The following is a 19,272-nucleotide window of genomic DNA, read 5'->3' as shown; positions in this document are numbered from 1 at the left end:
TTAAATTCTTAGCGTTCGAATAAATCGCAGGCATTTGGAATCAAATCATCCAAACGACGGTACGTCTTTGGGCGGTACACAATATCACTCATCTCCGGATGCAGATCACGCAATTTATCGCTCAGCTGAACCACTCCAGGATTAATTGGTTCGTATGGATATATGTGATCTTGGACGCTGAGTTTGTGCAGCTCATCCAGCTCATCCTGCAGCATGGACTTCATCGCAAAAAATAAATCCTTGCAGTTAATATCATTTGTTTCCCAATATGCATCAGACAAAGCGCTATTTAGTTCGTAAAATATGTGTAACGCATCAGATACGGTTTTTTGACTCATAGTGTCTCCATAAAGCGAGCATTCTGTTTACATTCACCCTTGTATTGGTAGATGCTACCCCCATAACCACGTTCTAGCCACGAAAACATGTAGGTAAATTGATTTTGACTAATACAATCCAATCTGACGTGACATCTGACAATCTGTGGCCGTCATTACAAGCTGAAGCTGAAAAGCTAGCACAAGATGAACCCATTTTGGCAAGTTATTTTAACACCACCATCCTGCGCCATGATTCGATCAGCTCGGCATTGAGTTTTTTATTGGCCAGCAAGTTGGACAGCATTTCCATTCCAGCAATGGTATTACGCGAAGTTTTTGAAGAAGCAATGTCTGCTCCAGGCTCAGGAATCGTAGAGTGTGTTTCGCAAGATATCCTATCTATCAAAGAGCGCGATGCGGCCTGCGATTGCCTGACGACACCGTTGTTATTCTTCAAAGGCTTCCATGCACTACAAACTTACCGCGTAGCAAACTGGCTGTGGCATCAAGGTCGTGAAAGTTTAGCGTTATACTTGCAAGGTCAGATGTCCATGGTATTCGGTGTCGACATCCACCCTGCCGCGCGCATCGGCTGTGGCGTCATGCTCGACCACGCATCCGGGCTAGTCGTCGGTGAAACCTGTGTTATCGAAGATAACGTGTCGATTCTGCAGTCCGTAACCTTAGGTGGTACTGGTAAAGAAACTGGGGATCGACATCCAAAGATCCGCTCCGGCGTGCTAATCGGCGCTGGTGCGAAGATTCTAGGGAACATCGAAGTCGGTGAAGGTGCTAAAGTCGGTGCTAACAGTGTGGTATTGGACCCAGTCGAGCCCCACACAACCGTAGCAGGTGTACCGGCTAAAGTGGTCGGTCGCAACAAAGAGAAAGAACCCTCTCGAGAAATGGATCACACCATCAAAGGTTGCTACAAATAAGACCAAGGGGCTCACAGTTGAGCCCCTTTTTAGCGGATCTAGACCTGTATTTAATCGTAACGCTGCTGCAAGGCTCTTTTACCAACCAATTGAATGGTTTCGCTTTCTGTATCAAACAACAGCACGGCATCACCCGACTTAAGCGCGCGTAGGGCTTGTTCTCGCTTCTGTTCAAGAGATAAATCGTATTCCCCATAGTCAGTGCCATCTCGAGACACAATGTCGTTGAGAACGTTCTCGAGAGTTTCTCGTTCTAGGGACTCAAAAGGGATCACTGTATCCATTACACTGCTCCTAGCTCTACTAACATCGCATGCAAGGCGTCTTCGTCCATCACTGGTACTTCCAGAGACTGAGCTTTAGTCAACTTCGAACCCGCTTTCTCGCCTGCAACCAAACAATCAGTTTTCGCCGACACCGAGCCACTGACTTTTGCACCTAGCTTAATCAATAGATCTTTTACTTCGTCACGCGAATAACGACTTAGAGTTCCAGTCACCACATAGGTTTTGCCTGCAAGTGGCAGCTCACTAACATCCGTTTTAAGTGCTGTCTCCCATGTGATCCCCTGTGCTAATAAGCCTTCGACCGTCGCCACGTTATCCTCTTGATCAAAGAACAGTCGGATGTGCTGGGCGACAATTGGCCCAACATCTTCCACTTCGATCAACTCTGCCTCCGTCGCCGCCATCAGCTTGTCTAGGGAAACAAAGTACTGGGTTAGTGTTCGTGCCGTGGCTTCACCGACTTCACGAATCCCCAATGCATAAACAAAGCGATTAAATAAGGTGCGTTTGGACTGTTCTATGGCGTTTAGCAGCTTTTCTACAGACTTATCGCCCATGCGTTCCATCGCCAACAGACGTGCAGGTTTGTCTTTAAGAAGGTAAATATCCACCGGCGTCGTGACCAGCTTGGCATCCACCAATTGTTCAATCAACTTATCCCCAAGACCATCAATATCCATCGCTTTACGCGAGACAAAGTGTTTCAAACGCTCTTTTAATTGAGCACCACAGACCAAGCCTCCAGTACAGCGTTGGACCGCCTCTCCAGCCACTCGCTCAATATCCGAATCACACACCGGGCAGTGAGTAGGGAAAACAACCTCTTGGGCATTGTCAGGACGGCGCTCTTCCAACACCTGAACCACCTGAGGAATCACATCACCAGCACGGCGGATCACAACCCAATCGTTGACCTTAACGCCTAAACGTTCGATTTCATCTTGGTTATGAAGTGTCGCATTCGAAACGGTCACACCGCCAACAAAGGTTGGCTGTAAGCGCGCCACAGGCGTTATGGCACCAGTACGCCCCACTTGAAAGTCGACACCTAGGATTTGCGTTACTTCTTCTTGAGCTGGGAATTTACGGGCGATTGCCCAACGAGGCGCACGCGCGACAAAGCCTAGTTGCTTTTGCTGGGCAATACTGTCCACTTTATAGACAATGCCATCGATATCGTAACTTAAGCCATCACGTTCTGCGGCCAGCTTGTCGTAATAGTCTAGGCAGCCCTGTACCCCATTAACACGTGCCATCAAGCTATTGGTTTTAAAGCCCCACTCAGCAAGCTGTAGTAGGCCTTCATAATGACTTTCAGGTTGCTGCCATCCCTCAGCATAACCAATGCTATAAGCGCACAACACCAATGGACGGGATGCAGTAATCTTAGGATCAAGCTGACGCAAACTACCCGCCGCGGCATTACGCGGGTTTACAAAGGTTTTTTCGCCCTTTTCTACCGCTTGCTGATTCAGCTTGTCAAAGCCCGCTTTGGGCATATAAATCTCACCACGCACTTCCAGCACCGGAGGGGGGTTGTCCGTACGCAGTTTTAATGGCACCGAGTAAATGGTTTTGATATTAGAGGTAATGTCTTCGCCGGTTAAGCCGTCACCACGGGTAACGCCGCGAACCAAACGACCGTCTTCATAACGAATACTGATGGCTAATCCATCCAACTTGGGTTCGCAGCAATAGGTAATCGACGTAGCATTTGCCAGCTTACGCACACGCTCATCAAAATCAATCATGCTGTCGTGATCAAAAGCATTATCAAGGGACAGCATAGGAATCGTGTGTTCCACCGAAACAAAGCCATTGTCAGGCTTTTCACCTACTCGTTGCGTAGGTGAATCGGGTTGGACCCACTCCGGATGTAGCGCTTCTAGTTGCTGTAATTCACGGTAGCAGCGATCGTATTCCGCATCCGGCACTACAGGGGCATCTTGCACATGATAGGCATAACTGTAGTCGTTTAATTTTTTCGTTAACGCTTGAAGGTCTGCCAAAGTAGAGGCTTGATGGTCGCTCATAGTGTTCTCAAACAAATACAGATAGAAAGAATAAAGGCCCCTTTAGGGGCCTTATATTTGGGGAGTTACTGACGCAGTTTTTTGGTCAGCTGGCGGCGTTCAAAGTCTTTAATACGCTGACGGCAATGGGCTATGGTCTGTTCGCTCATTGGCTCACGGCGTTCATCTCGCAATTCACCACCTAAATTTCGTACTAAGGCCTGTGCCGTCTCGAGCATAAAGTCAAAGGCCTTCATGCTGTTCTTTGGTCCTGGCAAGCCCATAAAGAAGCTTACCCCTGGGCATTCAGTTTCACCCATGGTATCCAAATCAAACGTACCTGGCTCAATTGCATTGGCCATGGAAAACTGGATTTTACCTTTGTCGAAACCTTCTTCATGTCGATGAAAAATGTCCATATCGCCATAACGCATACCGCAGTTCAACACTAACTGCAGCAGTTCCATCCCGGCAAAAGAATCATCTTTTGGCGCAAACACATTAATGACAATAACTTCCTCAATTTCAGCTTCTTCATCCACATCTTCAGGTTCGTCCTCCTCGTTCGAGAAATGAGAAGACTGCCCTAGATCGACACTTGAGTAACTGCGTTCTAAATCAATTTCTTCTAGATCGGATTCTTGATGTCCAACATCCAGTTCATCGTATCCATCGTACAGCACATCGCCGTAATCTTGATCAGATTTGATTGGTTCTTTATCTGACTGGTCGAAACGCTCAGGGACAAGTGAAGCCAACTCTTCCAGCTCGAACTGATCATTACGATCCAACTCAGGTCCTGCATCTACCTTATGTGGTAAATCAGTTAACGGACTACGAGATGTCTTTCGAGCATTTTCGAAAGCATTCATAACTGGGTCTGCTGATTCCACTGGGCGAGCAACTGGACGCGCGCCACCGTTCGGCAACTCACGACGTAACACCGCTTCTTTTTGACGCTTTTCTGGGTCTTCATAATTATCATCATCTGAGACGTTGGCTAACGTCTGAGATTTGCGATAACGACGGAAACCATCAACTAGTATGCCAATGATAATGATGACACCAATTAAAATTAGCCACTCACGCAAGCTAAAATCCATTATAAAAAATCCGCTTTAGATCAATACATTTGCCCGTATTATCAGTCGAAGCGAAGCTGGTTTCAATTATAAGGAGACATTGACCTTAAAAATGTTACTGCTATGGCTTGGTACGGACGATAAATAACCAACTATTTCACCCTGTGTGAGGTCTTGGGCATTATTTTGAGAACGTTTCACAACGACTTCGACCTGCTCCACATCAGATAACGTCTTCCCTGGCATCAGATTATCAATATTCGTTAATACGATCGGTACGCCAAATTCCGCTGCCGAAATTCTCTGAATGGCAATCGGCATCGGTTGATCCGATGACTTAGCATACACTAAGAAAACATCGTCGTTAGACAACACGCCTTTTTCCAACACCAATTGCAACTGTAACCTATGAGTGATCAAGGCAGGAACTTGCTCCTCAGTAATTCCACCTTGCTTACGAGCTGCCGCAATTCCTGACAATAAATCCATACGTTCTTGACGATCACTGCCAAGCCGAATGGCTTTTTGCCAGGTCATGACAGCAGCTTGATAGTCGGCCGCATCAAAATCAATGATTCCTTGCAGACCAAGCGCTTTGACATTATTTGGTGCCGTTTTTAGAACTTCCGCCACCGTCTCACGCATCGTTTGCGAGACAGTATTGTTATTAGCGTAAAACATGGCCTGAGCTAGCTCAACTTGCACATTCACTCGATCAGCCGAATCCACTTCTAGCTTTTTTAAGACTCGGCGATAAGAGGCGATCGCCGCCGGATAATCCCCAGCTAACACTTGCTCACTGGCCAAATAATACCAATCTTCCGCTCGGTCATAACGCGCCACACGATAATTTAGGAACTCAGAAATATCTTCATCACTCGCACTACGCTCGACCATTTTCTGTGTAAACATGACATCCGGAGCAAAACCAAGACGCTGATAAAGGAAAACTGAACCAACCAAAATCACCGCTACTGCAGCCGACAAAGCAATACGAGCCCAACGAATTTCTTTATTTAGGGTCAAGGCACCATGTTGGTTAATATATTGCGCTTCGCTGACAATATCCGCATTTAACTGTTTCGCTTCATTATCAGTTAAGCGCCCTGCCGCCAGCTCTTCTGCCACTTCCTGCTTGCGAATCGCTAAAAAGCTTTTCCCAGAGTCTTCCTGCTGCTGATAGCCTCGCTGTAGCAAAATCGAACGCATCACATACAGCAAACTGATCGCAGTCACGGCAATCATTACAATCCAAGCGAGCATCATAATTTGGCGTCCTTGTCAGATTGACGTTTGTTTTTGAACACCACCAAGATGAAAATCAATCCGCCCACTAGCAGTAACACAAATGGGCCATACCAGAGCACGGCGGTACTTGAGTCATGTACAGGGCGATACAGGACAAACTCTCCATAGCGCGCGACCATGTAATCAATGATTTCTTGGTTGGATTTACCGTCGTTAACCATAGCGTAAATTTGACTACGAAGGTCCACAGCAATCCCAGCATTGGAATCTTCTAAATTTTGGTTCTGACACTTAGGACAACGCAGTTCTTCCGTGAGGACACGATAGCGCTCTTGATCTTCTGGCGTCTGAAACTCTAAAACCTCCATAGCGATCGCAGCACCGCCCCATACTCCTAGGGTCAATAGCATCAAGCTTAATAAACGTCCAATCATTGCATATGTTCCTTGAGAAGGTTTTCCCATACCTCGGCGTCTACCACACCTTGGTGACGATATAGGATTTTACCCTCAGCACTGACTACAAACGTCTCTGGCGCCCCCGTGATGCCCATATCGACCCCGAAGCGCCCCATTTCATCCAGTAAGACAAGTGAATAAGGATTACCACGTTCCGCTAACCATTTTTTAGCAGCAGGGGGTTCATCTTTGTAATCCACACCAACAATGTTTACGCCCTGCTCTGCTAACTCACCAAGGTACGCGTGCTCAGCACTACAAGATGGACACCAAGTGGCCCAGAAATTTAGCAGATACGGCTCATTTGGCATGTCACCGTTACTGACCACGGTATCGCTTTCCATGTTCACCAGTTTAAATTCTGGAACATTCTTACCGACTAAGGCAGATGGCATGTATTCCGTGTCTTTACCTAGTTGCTGATAAAACACCACCCCCAATGCGACGAATACTAGGAAAGGTATAAAAAAGAGTATTTTCTTCACGTTAAGCTCCTATTTTGCGGCGGTAACGTTTGTCCCAAGCAGCCAATAAGCCACCGGCCATCATTAAAAGGCCACCTAACCAAATCCAACGCACAAAGGATTTGATGTAAATTCGAACCCCCCAGGCACCATTCGCCAATGGCTCACCAAGAGAAATGTATAGGTCTCGGGTAAACCCCGGATTCAAAGCGGCTTCCGTCATCATTTGTTGGCGCGCTTTATAAAGACGCTTTTGCGGCAGCATTTGAGCAATAACAACACCATCTTGGTACACATTAATAACGCCCGTGTCTGCCGTATAATTAGGTCCTTCGACATGGCGCGTACCTAAAAATTCAAACTCGTAGCTTCCCAAGGTGACACGATCACCAGGCGCCATACGAACAATCGTTTCAGTGCTGTTCATGCTAACAAAGATCACGCCGATCAAACTCACAGCCACCCCCATGTGTGCGAGTTGCATACCATAGTAATGGCGCGGTAATTTTCGTGCCCGCTGCCATAATGATTGGCGTGCCGAAAGTACCTTATCTAGCCAATCTCGAACACACATGAGTACCAGCCAAAGGGCAATAGCAAAACTCAGCCACAAATAAGCGTCAAACGTATGAAAAGTAAACACAAGCGCCGAGAGCGTAACCGCCAACAGCGCTGGCAACCATGCCATCCGCCATAACAAAGCTCCTTTGGTGCTGTGCCACTTCGCTAACGGAGCAATGCCCATAAAGACAATCAGCAACAAAGCAATCGGGCTGAACACTGCATTGAAGTATGGTGCCCCAACTGAAATTTTACCTAGATCAAATGCATCAAAAATTAGCGGATATAGCGTTCCTAGCAGTACCGTCAGCGTTAGAATCGTCAACAAAATATTATTGATTAAAAGCCATGACTCACGTCCGGTTAGACCAAAACTGACCTGCGATTTGACTTGCGATGCTCGCAGCGCATAAAGGAATAGACTGCTACCAATAATGATGACCAACAACGCCAAAATAAACACACCACGAGTTGGATCCGAAGCAAAAGCGTGAACGGAAGTGAGTACCCCCGAGCGCACTAAAAACGTGCCAAGTAACGATAAACTGAAGGTAAAAATGGCCAGTAATACCGTCCAGCTTTTAAACACTCCGCGCTTTTCCGTTACCGCCAATGAATGAATCAAGGCCGTTCCCGCCAACCAAGGCATTAGCGAAGCATTTTCCACGGGATCCCAGAACCACCAGCCGCCCCAGCCTAACTCGTAATATGCCCACCAGCTACCCAAGGCAATACCAAGTGTCAAAAATGCCCACGAGACATTGGTCCAAGGGCGCGCCCAACGGGCCCACGACGCGTTTAAGTTACCGGTAATCAAAGCGGCAATGGCAAACGCAAAGGCAACAGAAAAACCAACGTAGCCCATGTACAGCATCGGCGGATGAATGATTAGACCGATATCTTGCAATAAAGGGTTCAGATCGACGCCGTCAACAGGCTGGTCCGGTAATAAGCGAATAAAGGGGGATGAAGTAAACAGGATAAATGCTAAAAAGCCTGTGGCAACAACCCCAAGGACACTCAATACTACGGGACCGGTGCTGTTCGGCAAGGTCTCACTTTTGTACGCAACCAGAGACGCCCACAAGGTTAAAATCGTTATCCAAAGTAATAACGAACCTTCATGACCGCCCCAAACTGCACTGACTTTATACCAAATTGGCAATAGACTGTTTGAATTTTGGCTCACATAGAGGATAGAAAAATCATCACGGGCAAAGGCAATGGCAAGTATGAGGAAACTGGCACAAGTCAACGCCATCATTACATATGTCAGCGGTTTTGCTGCGGCTAAGAGAATCGCATTGCGCTGCCAGTAGCCAAGCATTGGCAAAATCGCTAATGCCAAGGCAAACAGCATTGCGAGAATTAAAAAGTAGTGCCCGATCTCGGGTAACATAATCATGTTGTGTCCTTACTGGGCCTTCGCCTTTTCTAGCGCATCGGTGACTTCTGGTGGCATGTATTCTTCATCGTGTTTTGCCAACACCTCGCTAGCAATTAAAACACCATTCTCATTCAGCTTACCCTGAGCAACGATACCTTGACCTTCACGGAATAAGTCCGGCAAGATCCCCGTGTACTGAATCCGCACATTGTGTTGGTAATCTGTGACGCTAAAAGCAACATCTAACGTTTCTGAATGACGTTCGACACTGCCCTCCACCACCATACCACCAGCGCGAATGGTGACATTGTGCGGTGCTTCACCTTGAGCAATTTGCGTCGGCGAATAGAACAAGTTGATATTTTGTGACAGGGCATACATCACCAAACCAATGGCTGCCGCCAAGATCACTAAGATAACGGCAATCGTGATCATGCGCTTTTTACGAACTGGATGCATTTAACGACTTTGCTCCCTTTGATAACGTTTCTTCAACTGCTTACGAAGCTTGCAATTGCTCACTCGCGTCGAAACAAATAAGCCAACTAATGCAATCAGGCTAATCCCATAGGTAGACCAGACATAGATGCCGTGTGTTCCCATTTTCAAGAACTCAGGAATAGACTCAAACGCCATGTTCTAATACCTCTTTTTTAACCCAGCTGGCTTTACGTTCACGCACTAACACTTCATTCTGCATACGCCACATGGCAAGCCCTGCAGCAAATAAATACAACCCTAATGCTGAAAACAGCAACGGCAACCACATTTCCATTGGCATAGACGGCTTTTCCGTTAACTTGAACGTGGCAGGTTGATGCAGTGTATTCCACCATTCCACCGAGTATTTAATAATCGGCAGATTGATAACGCCCACCAAGCTCACCACCGCAACCGCTTTGTCTGCAAACACTTGATCATCGATGGCATTCTGGATTGCAATTACCCCCATATACAGTAAAAACAACACCAATACTGAGGTTAAACGGGCATCCCAAACCCACCAAGTGCCCCAAGTAGGTTTTCCCCAAATCGCCCCCGACACCAATGCGATAAAGGCCATGACCGCCCCAACCGGTGCCACCGACTTAATAAACACTGGCGCCAACTTCATCTGCCATACCAAAGCCACAAATCCGGCGATCCCCATACCTAGATAGCAGCTTTGTGCTAGCACGGCGACTGGCACATGAATATAGATAATACGGAAGCTATTGCCTTGCTGGTAATCCGCAGGAGCAAAGCCTAAGCCCCAGATGATACCAATTACCAGTAATGCAAGACCGAGATAAACACAGCGCCCACCCCAGTTTGAGGCCCATTGATAAAACCACTTTGGTGAGCCAAGCTTATGAAACCACGTCCAATTCATTAATTAACACTCGCTCTGATTGAAATCGCCGCCATCACAGGGGACAGCGCCAAAGCGACCAAAGAAATGGCCGCAAGAATAGCTAGTTGACCTGAATAAGCCATCTCTAATTGCGCCGCTCGGATTGCGCCAGTCGCGAACACAATTACCGGAATATACAAGGGCAATATTAACAACAACATTAATACGGCGCCGCGGCGCAATGATACCGTTAGAGCAGCACCAATAGAGCCGATGAAAAACAGTGCTGGTGTTCCCAATAAAATTGACAGCATGACCACACCGAGTACAGACATAGGTAAAAACAGCATTTGCGCTAATATAGGCAATACAATCATTAACGGCACCACGACTATCAGCCACTGTGCCAAGACCTTTAAAAACACCAACAAGGTAACGGACAAACCGCTGACCAACCACTGCTCTAAAGAACCATCGTTGTAGTCTTCTTTATACATACCTTCCACGGCCATCAAAACCGACAGAGCGGTCGCACACCAAATAATGCCGCCAGCGGCGGGGGCAAGAAAGTCAGCGCTAGGGTCTACACCAAGAGGAAACAGGGTAATAACCATCACAAAAAACAGCAGTGCATTAAGCGTATCCTGCTTACGTCGCAGCAATGAAAGCCACTCGGCTTTAAAGTAGGATCGATAATTCATGCTGCGAGCTCAATGACCTTAGGCGACAGATTTAACAATGGCTGATGGGTGGTAATCACTATCGCTCCACCAACACTTAAATGCTCGGACATACGCTTCTCTAAGGCTTCGACACCTTTCACATCCAACGCCGTGAATGGCTCATCCAAAAACCACAAGGCTTTATCCGTCAACCACAAGCGGGCTAAGGCGATACGGCGCTTCTGTCCAGCGGATAACTGCGCCGCAGGGGTATCGGCAAACGCCCCTAATTGAACTTGTACCAAGGCTTGTTCTAAGTCATCCTCGGCAGCATCTGGGCAATAGAGCTTTAGATTTTCCAATGCGGTAAAAACATTTTTAATGCCTGGGGTATGGCCAAGATAGAGCTGATTCTGCAATAACATATCCCGGTGTTGTGTGACATCTTCACCATTGAATTCAAGAGTGCCTTCTGCAAAATGAAGCCATCCTAAAATAGATTTCATCAGCGAGCTTTTGCCTGCGCCATTCTCTCCTGCGATGCGAACCAACTCACCACTTTGGACTGAAAACGTCAGGTGACGACAGAGATCTCGCTCACCTCGCTCAATCCAAAGGTCTTTCACTTGTAAGTCCACTGTTTTTTGCAAAAGAATTACCCATACTGGCCGTTAATAGAGTTAGAGCAAGGCTCTAAATTGGCGCCTATTATAAAATATATTTCTAGCTTTTCAGAAAGAAAGGGTGGTGAAAGCATGATCACGGACATAAATTCGCTTGTTTCTGGGCAAGGAAAAACCTCGACAGCACCAACCACGTCGACGGCGAACCTTGGTGCCCTAGCCAAACTCGGCAGCGAATTAAAATTGATTGATGGCCTGCACCCTATTCAAATTACTTCGGTTAAGAATGCACAAACCACGAGCGGCAATCAGCAACTAATCGGTATAACCCGTAGCGACCAACAGCAGTATACGTTAGTCAATAATAAACCAAGCCCCAACCTACAAGCGGGCGACAAGGGAACCTTAAACGTATCTGGTAACCAAGCATCTCTAACGGTTTTCAACCAACGCCCCGCTCAAACAACAAATGTGGTAACTCAGCCTCAAATCCCCTCACCTGCGGCCAATCCAACTAGCTCTGCAAGTTCGAGCACAGCTATGCCAGCTAGTTCCGTAGCGGGTCAACAAAACCTTACAAATGCCACACAAAATACCTCAATGACATCCAACCCAGCACCCGTCAGTCCACAGCAGGCTCAGACCATCGCCCAAGTCGCTATTGCCAGTCGCCCCATCATATTAACGGTGATTGGCAGCAATACGCCGCTACCTAAAACAACCACAACGCCGTCACCACAAAGCCAAACAAGTTCAACCAACTCAAACATATCAACCAGCAGACCAACTTCGCCATCCAATGCGCAAGCCACTAACAGTGCAGCAGTCTCTGCACCGGCATCAACAACACCAGCAGTCAACAAGACAACTATTAATCCAACAGTGATCACGCAAGTGTCACCACAAGAGACACGCCCCCCCCTCCCTCAAACTGCAAATACTGGGGCCAATGCGACATTTAGCGCTGTAGTTACCGACGGTAACGAGCAATTCACGCTCAACACTCAGCATCCACTCAAAGTGGGAGAAACACTGACGGTCATGGTCGATAAGCAAGGTCAATTACAACTTTACCCTACCGAGCGACCTTCACCGACCGCAACGACCCTAACTGAAGGTCTAAAACAGACACTACCCAAACAAATTTCGCCTCAGGAGTTTGTTTCCATGATCCGTCAGCTTAATCACTTGGCACAAAGTGGAACTGCTCTGCCGGAAAAAGTCGCTGTTGCCTTAGAGCAGCTGGTCAAACAATTACCAAATCTACAAAGTTTGACCCAATCAAGTGATGGCATTAAACAAGCCATTCAGAATTCAGGGCTTTTTAGTGAGCATAATTTGTCACAGAAAACTAATTTAACTTCAGACTTGAAGCTCAATCTATCTCGTTTGGAAGGTGCAAATCTTGAAATATCTAAGCAGGCTAATACGACAGGTCCACAAGCAACGCACTCTCAGCAAGCAATGAGTTTAGTGGCTGGCGCCATCGAGCGCATCACCACCAGCCAAGTGCGTCATCTTATCGAAAACGCGCAACAAGACGGCTCCATTTTACCCCTGAGCATTGAAATCCCTATAAAAGATGGTCAAAGCACCTCCGTAGTGAATTTAAGGATTGATAAAGATGCGTCTGACAAAGACAAGGAAGTTGAGCCCCATAAGCGACGTTGGCTTGTTCAGTTAAAATTCGACTTTGAGGAAACCGGTCGATTCGAGGCTCGTGCCAGCATCCAAGATAAAAAGGTTGGTATTTTATTCGCCGTAGAAGCTCCTACTACGGAACAAATGATTCGCCAGCGTCTTGATGAGTTACGCGACAACCTAAGAAGTAAACAGGTCGAAGTCGAAACCCTTGATTGCTTTCGTGCTAAGTTGAACGATAAGCCAAACCAATATCAAGAGCCGACACAACAACGCCTAATTGATGTGAGAACCTAAATGACTCCCCCCAATCCCAAAAAAGCCGTCGCACTGAAGTATGATTTCCAAAGTGCACCGATCGTTACTGCAAAAGGTACAGGGTATTTAGCAGAACAAATCATGCGGGTGGCGGAGGAAAACAATGTGTTGTTACACAAAAGCCCCGAATTAGTAGAAGTATTGTCCACGCTGGAGCTGGGCGACGAAATACCAGAAACGCTGTATTTAGCCGTCGCTGAAATCATTGCCTTCTCACATTCGCTGAAAGGCACATCTGATTTTTACAAGAAGGGATAGCAACCAATTAATGCGATTGGTTGCTATTACGACGCGACTCTTTCTTTAATAGGCTGATTAATTCTGCTTCGGCTCGGATCAAACCACACTTTGATACCAAGTCATCCACAGATGCCCCCATATCAAGAAGTTCCATTGCGCGATTATAGGAGACACTACTGCCTTCTTTTGAGATCAGTTCTGACTGGCGTTCCACCGCCATATTTAGACGTTTCTCAATGGCAACTAGACGACGTCCCATGCCAATAGAGCCTGAAGCAAGTACTTGTACTTGCTTTTTCTGCGCTAACTCGGCTTCATGCACAGAGCGTTCAAATTTCTTTAACTTACGCGAAAGACGGTACGCCCACACTGCCAATGCCAGTAATAAAAAAAACTGCAGCACTAACAATAAGTTAAAAATCCACTGAGATTCCATCAATCGCCTTCCAAAACTGGATCTAGTTTACATGGAAGCGATTTCGCTCCACTCATCTTCAGAAAGCATTTTATCTAAATCTACCAGAATCAACAAAGTATCATTTTTATGACAGACACCTTGGATGAATTTTGATGACTCGTCATTACCCACACTTGGCGACACTTCGATCTCAGATTGACGCAGATACACGACTTCAGAGACTGCATCCACTAAAATACCGATCACATGACCTTCTACTTCGACGATCATAATACGAGTCGCATCGGTAATCTCACCCGATATCAGACCAAAACGCTGGCAAGTATCAATGACGGTGACGACCGTACCGCGCAAATGAATAATTCCTAGTACAAAGGCTGGAGCCCCTGGTACTGGAGCAATTTCGGAATAACGTAAGACCTCTTTGACCTGCATAACATTCACGCCATAAATCTCTTGATCAAGACGGAATGTCACCCATTGCAACATTGGATCATCGTTTTCTTTGACTTCTTTTTTTAAAGCGATACTCGTCGACATAACGACCTCTACAAGCTTAATCTTTTAAATGTTTTCGAAAACCGTTAACCGGATCTTCGAGCAATTCAATAAAACCCTGAACATCTAATATAGCGCACATATGGTCAATTACTGTACCCGCTAACCAAGGACGACGGCTACGGTCTGAACGCCATTTTACTTGTGATGGCTCAAGAGAAATGGCTTCGGCAACTTTCTCACAAGCCAAGCCCCAATCTGAGCGATCCAATTGAATGACAAATTTAAAATGATCTTTCAAATCTCCATCATAGTGATTCGGCATCACCCAGCGGGCCGTGTCAACCGTTCGGATATTATGGTCGCCAACATTTGCCATTCCCATAAACCATTTAGGCTGACCAAATATTTCCGTTAGTTTGTCATCGTTAGATTGATAGATACCACCCAGCTCCACTAACGGCACAGCCATTTTTAGGCCGCCCACATAGAATAACAAACACTCAAATCGGCTCTTAGCCCACGGTAAAGGCTCGGTTTTGGCAACGTATTTTGACGGGGTCGGTTGCGCGATTACTGGCACATCACTATCAGTCGTTTCAGCTGGCTCTGGCTCTGGCTCTGGCTCTGGCTCTGGCTCTGGCTCTTCAATCTGAGCCACTTCCTCTAGCTCGTCAACCTGCTGCATAGCGGCTTCTTGCGCTGCAACTTCTGCAAAGGCTTTTTCTAAGTCAAAGCTTGCATCATCTTCTTCCGTCGCTGGCACTTCAGCGTCTACACTTTCTGGCTCATCAACCAGTTCGTCATCTTGAACAGTGTCCTCTTCCAACGACATGTCGACAGAAGATAGCGTGGCCTCAACATTCCACGTCGGAATAGTTCCTGCTTGTGTCAAAGGAGGACTATACTCCGCTTGCAGGGTCTGAATAGCAGTTTCAAAGTCAGCAAACGAAGCATCCAACGCAGAATAATCCATCTCGTCCGCCGCTTTGCTTGCCTCTGCTTCTGGAACATCGATATGTGCCTCAAAAGCTAGATCAAATTCAGGCTCATTAAACGCATCCGACGACGCTAGATCATCATTTAACACTTCCTGATCACTGACAAGTTCAGCTGAACTCTCGACAAAGTCAGATTGCTCGACATTCGGCTGTGAATCACTTAAGACCTCAGGAGCCTCTACAGTATTCGCCTCGTCTACCGTTTCAGTCTGCGAGAAGGTCGTCTCTTGCAGCAACTCATTAAGATAGTTTTGTAGTGCTTGTTGCGGACCATTGAGAGTGTGGTCTTTCGTTTTGATATCTTTCATCGTTTCTAACCAGATGGATTCAACAAAGTATCCATCAAACTGGCGTAAGCTTTAACACCCCGGGCACTGGCATCTAGCGCAGAAGGTGCAACACCGGCTGTACTCGCATCACGCAATTTAGTGTCGACAGGAATTACCGAATGCCATACCGCATCGTCATAAAGATCTTTTAAACTGCGTAGGCTTTTATTCGAAGCTTGGGTACGTCGATCATACAGTGTCGGAACAATGGTATAAGGGACAGGTCTTTTTCGAGCTCGGTTGATCATAGTCAACGTTCGAATCATACGCTCCAATCCTTTGATCGCTAAGAATTCAGTCTGTACAGGTATCACTAGGTGCTGGCATGCCGCCAAAGCATTAATCATTAGTACACCTAGAACTGGCGGACTATCAATTAATACATAATCATAATCATCCCAAAGGATCGCTAGTGTTTTCGAGATGACTAACCCCATGCCGCCTTGGGCATGAGCATTTCTTTCAAGGGTTGCTAAAGCTGTTGAAGCTGGTATTAGCGAAAGATTAGGATGGCCTGTTTCAAGAATCACTGAACGAGGCAATGTCTCTGGAATTTTACCGTTTACCTGAAATAAATCGTAAGCACTGTGCTCAATGGAATCAGGGTCAAAGCGAAAATAGCTAGTGAGTGAGCCATGTGGATCCAAATCGATCATTAATACGCGATGACCAGCATCCGCTAGCAATCCGGATAAACTAACTACGGTCGTGGTTTTCCCTACGCCACCCTTTTGATTTGCCACCGCCCAAATGTGCACACCGACCCCTTAGATGCTATGCAAGAAATTTACGTAATTATTGCACCACAATCATATACATTAACTTGCTAGTTAAACAAGTAATCGTGCAAGTTATCCGATCTATGCTTGCTAATTTTCAACGTTACTCGCCGATTTTGTGCCCGCGCAAAATCATTGGTATTTCTGACTTGCGGGTTTTCACTTGAAAAACCTATTGGTGCCAACAACTTAGGATTTATCCCACGGTATACTAACTCATCTACAACCGAGGCCGCACGCAGGCTGGAAAGATGCCAGTTTGATGGAATGCGTGTCGAGTTTGTGGGTAAATCATCCGTATTACCCAACACCATAATTGGGGCTGGATATGCTCGCAAAATATTGGAAATGACAATCATCAAAGCAACCGCTTCATTCGTCAGTTCAAAATCCCCTTGATCGAAAACCAAAGCAGCCTTCATGTCTAGGGTAATCCAATCAGCATCTTCGGTGATAGCAATATCTCCCTTTGATTGTAAGGTAGGAAATTGCGAGTTGATTGATTGATTTAACGCCTCATACAAGGGGCTACGCCCCTCCACTTCACCAGGAGGGTTGTCCGCATCCGATTCTTCAGGCGGTGCCACCTCTAGTAAACGCTCACTGTCTGGCTGGCCAGCCACAGGCTCACCAACATTAATAGGCTTTATAGACTTTTGTACCGCCTCAAAAACACCATTAAGCGTTTCACTAAGCACTTCCTGATCCCCGGCATCCTTTAACGAGATAGAATACAAGGCGACAAAGAAAGCAAACAGTAGCGTAATGAAATCAGCGTAAGACAGTATCCAGCGATCGCGCCCCGGAGCATCCGCATCACGCTTACGTGAGCGGCGGCGTCTAGGATTACTCATAGCCACTTAGCTCCAAATCCAAGCGCTGTGGGTGTTTTCCTATGGCAATACCATGAATGCCATCAATAAACATTTGATTATTTAATAATTCACGATCAGCGTAGCGATTAAGCTTACGGCAGAGAGGGAAAATAACTAAGTTAGCAAAACCTTGTCCGTATAGAGTCGATACAAATGCCACAGCAATACCATGGCCCAGCGCTTCAGGACTGTCTAAATTCGCCATTGCCTGAATCAAACCAAGCACCGAGCCCATAATCCCAAGGGTCGGAGCATAACCGCCAATAGATTCAAGGAAACTAATATGAGCACTGCGCTGATCACGAATACGCTCGGCTTCATCGTGCAAGCGGTCCGAGAGGAGCTCAGGATCAGCACCGTCTACAGCCATTTGCATGGCACGTATGGCAAAACCGTTATTAAGCGCCTGCACATCATTTTCTAATGCAAGAATCGAGAAGCGCCTTGCCTTATGTGCGAGATGATTAATAGTCCTTCGGTTACTTTCCAAGTCGAAAACAGGAGGAAATAAAGACCATGACAACATGCGTAATGCGGAAATAGCCTCATGGACAGTACTCTGTGCTAAAGCAGCACCTAAACTTCCGACAATAACTATAATGGCTGAAGGCAGGTTAAGTAATAATACAACTTCTCCCCCCCCTAGCCAGTTCGCTAGGAATACCGAAGCAAAAGCTACGATCAAACCACCTAGCGTCAATAAATCCACTAGCCAACCTCTTTCACGATACGCTCACCAATATGATCCAAATGAATCACATCATCGGCTAGCCCCGCTTTCTCAACCGCTTGAGGCATACCATAGATGACACAAGAATCTTCACTTTGAATCCAAACTCGTGAGCCTGAATTTTTCAACATTCGCGCGCCATCACGACCATCCGCCCCCATGCCAGTCATCACTACAGACAACACTTTACCTGGGTAACATTTAGATGCAGAACCAAAGGTAATATCGACAGATGGTTTGTAATTGAGACGCTCGTCACCTTCTAGTATGCGAACACAGCCACCATTACGAGGATCCACCATCATTTGCTTGCCACCCGGAGCGAGCAAAGCCACACCAGGTATTAATTTGTCGCCATCTTCTGCTTCTTTCACTTTGATTTGACAAATGTTATTCAAACGATCCGCAAAGGCATGAGTGAATGCCGCAGGCATATGCTGCACTAGAACTATTGGCACAGGAAAATCTTTCGGTAATTTCGTCAACACCGCCTGCAATGCCATAGGTCCACCTGTAGAGGTGCCAATCGCTACTAAACTTACTTTTTTACGGGCGCGTGGAATAATAACACCACGGTCACCACTCACAACGATTGGACGAGGAGCAACCTTAGTTGCTACACGCGCCGCGGGGGCAATGCTTGCCCCAACACGGGTACGCGCAACCGTTAATACTCGATCAACTAATGCGCGCTTTACTACCGCCGAATCACGAGAAATATCCTCAAAATTCTTCGGCATGAAATCAACGGCACCAGCCTCCAAAGCATCTAACGTGACCCGTGCGCCCTCATGCGTTAATGAAGAGAACATCAACACTGGCGTAGGCTTACGCTTCATAATTTCGGTTACGGCAGAGATACCATCTAACACTGGCATCTCATAATCCATCGTTACGACATCTGGAGATAGAGCTTGAACTTTATCAACGGCTTCCCTGCCATTATTTGCTGTCCCCACAACTTGTAAACGTGGATCAGCACTAAATATTTCAACGAGTCGACGACGGAAAAAACCTGAATCATCAACTACCAGCACCTTCACTGGCATAATACAGCTCCTATAACTT

The 19,272-nt window shown here is 46.6% G+C and carries 23 protein-coding genes; 3 read left to right on the top strand and 20 right to left on the bottom strand.

Going from position 1 to position 19,272, the window contains the following annotated elements; genetic code table 11:
- Nucleotides 1-8: 8 nt before the first annotated feature.
- Nucleotides 9-338: a hypothetical protein gene (locus ASC49_RS04460; protein WP_055462014.1), complete on the bottom strand. Its 330-nt coding sequence runs from the start codon at nucleotides 336-338 to the stop codon at nucleotides 9-11.
- A 116-nt stretch (nucleotides 339-454) separates the two neighbouring features.
- Here ASC49_RS04460 and cysE point away from each other — a divergent pair, with 116 nt between their 5' ends.
- Nucleotides 455-1,258, top strand: a complete 804-nt coding sequence (gene cysE / locus ASC49_RS04455; protein WP_141656799.1) for a serine O-acetyltransferase — start codon at nucleotides 455-457, stop codon at nucleotides 1,256-1,258.
- A gap of 50 nt (nucleotides 1,259-1,308) precedes the next feature.
- Here the strand turns inward: cysE and ASC49_RS04450 are convergent, their stop codons facing one another.
- The 12 genes from ASC49_RS04450 to ccmA form a co-directional block, all read right to left on the bottom strand.
- Complete coding sequence (locus tag ASC49_RS04450) at nucleotides 1,309-1,542, bottom strand: YheU family protein (protein ID WP_055462013.1); 234 nt, start codon at nucleotides 1,540-1,542, stop codon at nucleotides 1,309-1,311.
- Nucleotides 1,542-3,578 carry an NAD-dependent DNA ligase LigA gene (ligA, locus tag ASC49_RS04445; RefSeq protein WP_055462012.1) on the bottom strand — a complete coding sequence of 679 codons (2,037 nt, stop codon included), beginning with the start codon at nucleotides 3,576-3,578 and terminating at the stop codon, nucleotides 1,542-1,544. Before ligA ends, ASC49_RS04450 begins: the two co-directional genes overlap by 1 nt.
- 65 nt (nucleotides 3,579-3,643) lie before the next feature.
- Nucleotides 3,644-4,660, bottom strand: a complete 1,017-nt coding sequence (zipA, locus tag ASC49_RS04440) for a cell division protein ZipA (RefSeq protein WP_055462011.1) — start codon at nucleotides 4,658-4,660, stop codon at nucleotides 3,644-3,646.
- A 66-nt stretch (nucleotides 4,661-4,726) separates the two neighbouring features.
- Nucleotides 4,727-5,905: a c-type cytochrome biogenesis protein CcmI gene (gene ccmI / locus ASC49_RS04435; protein WP_055462010.1), complete on the bottom strand. Its 1,179-nt coding sequence runs from the start codon at nucleotides 5,903-5,905 to the stop codon at nucleotides 4,727-4,729.
- Nucleotides 5,902-6,321 carry a cytochrome c-type biogenesis protein gene (locus tag ASC49_RS04430; RefSeq protein WP_055462009.1) on the bottom strand — a complete coding sequence of 140 codons (420 nt, stop codon included), beginning with the start codon at nucleotides 6,319-6,321 and terminating at the stop codon, nucleotides 5,902-5,904. Before ASC49_RS04430 ends, ccmI begins: the two co-directional genes overlap by 4 nt.
- On the bottom strand, nucleotides 6,318-6,830 hold the full coding sequence (locus ASC49_RS04425; RefSeq protein ID WP_055462008.1) for a DsbE family thiol:disulfide interchange protein: 513 nt from the start codon (nucleotides 6,828-6,830) through the stop codon (nucleotides 6,318-6,320). The genes ASC49_RS04430 and ASC49_RS04425 overlap by 4 nt, the downstream gene beginning before the upstream one ends.
- 1 nt (nucleotide 6,831) lies before the next feature.
- Complete coding sequence (locus ASC49_RS04420; RefSeq protein WP_055462123.1) at nucleotides 6,832-8,769, bottom strand: heme lyase CcmF/NrfE family subunit; 1,938 nt, start codon at nucleotides 8,767-8,769, stop codon at nucleotides 6,832-6,834.
- A gap of 15 nt (nucleotides 8,770-8,784) precedes the next feature.
- Entirely contained in the window at nucleotides 8,785-9,216 is a 432-nt protein-coding gene (gene ccmE, locus ASC49_RS04415) for a cytochrome c maturation protein CcmE (RefSeq protein WP_055462007.1), read from the bottom strand.
- On the bottom strand, nucleotides 9,217-9,393 hold the full coding sequence (gene ccmD, locus ASC49_RS04410; protein ID WP_055462006.1) for a heme exporter protein CcmD: 177 nt from the start codon (nucleotides 9,391-9,393) through the stop codon (nucleotides 9,217-9,219). It abuts the gene before it with no gap.
- Nucleotides 9,383-10,129, bottom strand: coding sequence for a heme ABC transporter permease (locus tag ASC49_RS04405; RefSeq protein ID WP_055462005.1), 747 nt, complete (start codon nucleotides 10,127-10,129; stop codon nucleotides 9,383-9,385). The genes ccmD and ASC49_RS04405 overlap by 11 nt, the downstream gene beginning before the upstream one ends.
- Nucleotides 10,129-10,791, bottom strand: a complete 663-nt coding sequence (gene ccmB / locus ASC49_RS04400; RefSeq protein ID WP_055462004.1) for a heme exporter protein CcmB — start codon at nucleotides 10,789-10,791, stop codon at nucleotides 10,129-10,131. Before ccmB ends, ASC49_RS04405 begins: the two co-directional genes overlap by 1 nt.
- Nucleotides 10,788-11,402 carry a cytochrome c biogenesis heme-transporting ATPase CcmA gene (gene ccmA / locus ASC49_RS04395; RefSeq protein ID WP_055462003.1) on the bottom strand — a complete coding sequence of 205 codons (615 nt, stop codon included), beginning with the start codon at nucleotides 11,400-11,402 and terminating at the stop codon, nucleotides 10,788-10,790. Before ccmA ends, ccmB begins: the two co-directional genes overlap by 4 nt.
- 105 nt (nucleotides 11,403-11,507) lie before the next feature.
- Here ccmA and fliK point away from each other — a divergent pair, with 105 nt between their 5' ends.
- Together fliK and ASC49_RS04385 are read left to right on the top strand one after the other, a co-directional pair.
- The gene (gene fliK, locus ASC49_RS04390) at nucleotides 11,508-13,313 is read left to right on the top strand and encodes a flagellar hook-length control protein FliK (protein WP_141656789.1); all 1,806 of its coding nucleotides are present in this window, start codon (nucleotides 11,508-11,510) and stop codon (nucleotides 13,311-13,313) included.
- Nucleotides 13,314-13,592 carry an EscU/YscU/HrcU family type III secretion system export apparatus switch protein gene (locus ASC49_RS04385; RefSeq protein ID WP_055462001.1) on the top strand — a complete coding sequence of 93 codons (279 nt, stop codon included), beginning with the start codon at nucleotides 13,314-13,316 and terminating at the stop codon, nucleotides 13,590-13,592.
- Nucleotides 13,593-13,599: 7 nt separating this feature from the next.
- Here the strand turns inward: ASC49_RS04385 and ASC49_RS04380 are convergent, their stop codons facing one another.
- The 7 genes from ASC49_RS04380 to ASC49_RS04350 all read right to left on the bottom strand — a co-directional run bounded on the left by ASC49_RS04380 (nucleotide 13,600) and on the right by ASC49_RS04350 (nucleotide 19,253).
- Entirely contained in the window at nucleotides 13,600-14,010 is a 411-nt protein-coding gene (locus ASC49_RS04380) for a DUF2802 domain-containing protein (protein ID WP_055462000.1), read from the bottom strand.
- 27 nt (nucleotides 14,011-14,037) lie between these two features.
- Nucleotides 14,038-14,532 (bottom strand): chemotaxis protein CheW, encoded by a 495-nt coding sequence (locus tag ASC49_RS04375; protein ID WP_055461999.1) that lies wholly within the window; start codon nucleotides 14,530-14,532, stop codon nucleotides 14,038-14,040.
- 16 nt (nucleotides 14,533-14,548) lie between these two features.
- Entirely contained in the window at nucleotides 14,549-15,799 is a 1,251-nt protein-coding gene (locus tag ASC49_RS04370; RefSeq protein ID WP_055461998.1) for a chemotaxis protein CheW, read from the bottom strand.
- Between the two features lie 5 nt (nucleotides 15,800-15,804).
- Complete coding sequence (locus ASC49_RS04365) at nucleotides 15,805-16,578, bottom strand: ParA family protein (protein WP_055461997.1); 774 nt, start codon at nucleotides 16,576-16,578, stop codon at nucleotides 15,805-15,807.
- A 68-nt stretch (nucleotides 16,579-16,646) separates the two neighbouring features.
- Complete coding sequence (locus ASC49_RS04360; RefSeq protein ID WP_055461996.1) at nucleotides 16,647-17,453, bottom strand: flagellar motor protein MotB; 807 nt, start codon at nucleotides 17,451-17,453, stop codon at nucleotides 16,647-16,649.
- Nucleotides 17,446-18,183 (bottom strand): flagellar motor protein, encoded by a 738-nt coding sequence (locus ASC49_RS04355; RefSeq protein WP_055461995.1) that lies wholly within the window; start codon nucleotides 18,181-18,183, stop codon nucleotides 17,446-17,448. The genes ASC49_RS04360 and ASC49_RS04355 overlap by 8 nt, the downstream gene beginning before the upstream one ends.
- The gene (locus tag ASC49_RS04350) at nucleotides 18,183-19,253 is read right to left on the bottom strand and encodes a protein-glutamate methylesterase/protein-glutamine glutaminase (protein WP_055461994.1); all 1,071 of its coding nucleotides are present in this window, start codon (nucleotides 19,251-19,253) and stop codon (nucleotides 18,183-18,185) included. The genes ASC49_RS04355 and ASC49_RS04350 overlap by 1 nt, the downstream gene beginning before the upstream one ends.
- Between the last annotated feature and the right edge of the window lie 19 nt (nucleotides 19,254-19,272).

The organism is Marinomonas fungiae (assembly GCF_001418205.1).
Lineage (GTDB): Bacteria > Pseudomonadota > Gammaproteobacteria > Pseudomonadales > Marinomonadaceae > Marinomonas > Marinomonas fungiae.
The sequence above is the reverse complement of the archived record's forward strand: the minus strand, read 5'-3'. Positions and strand labels throughout refer to the sequence as shown.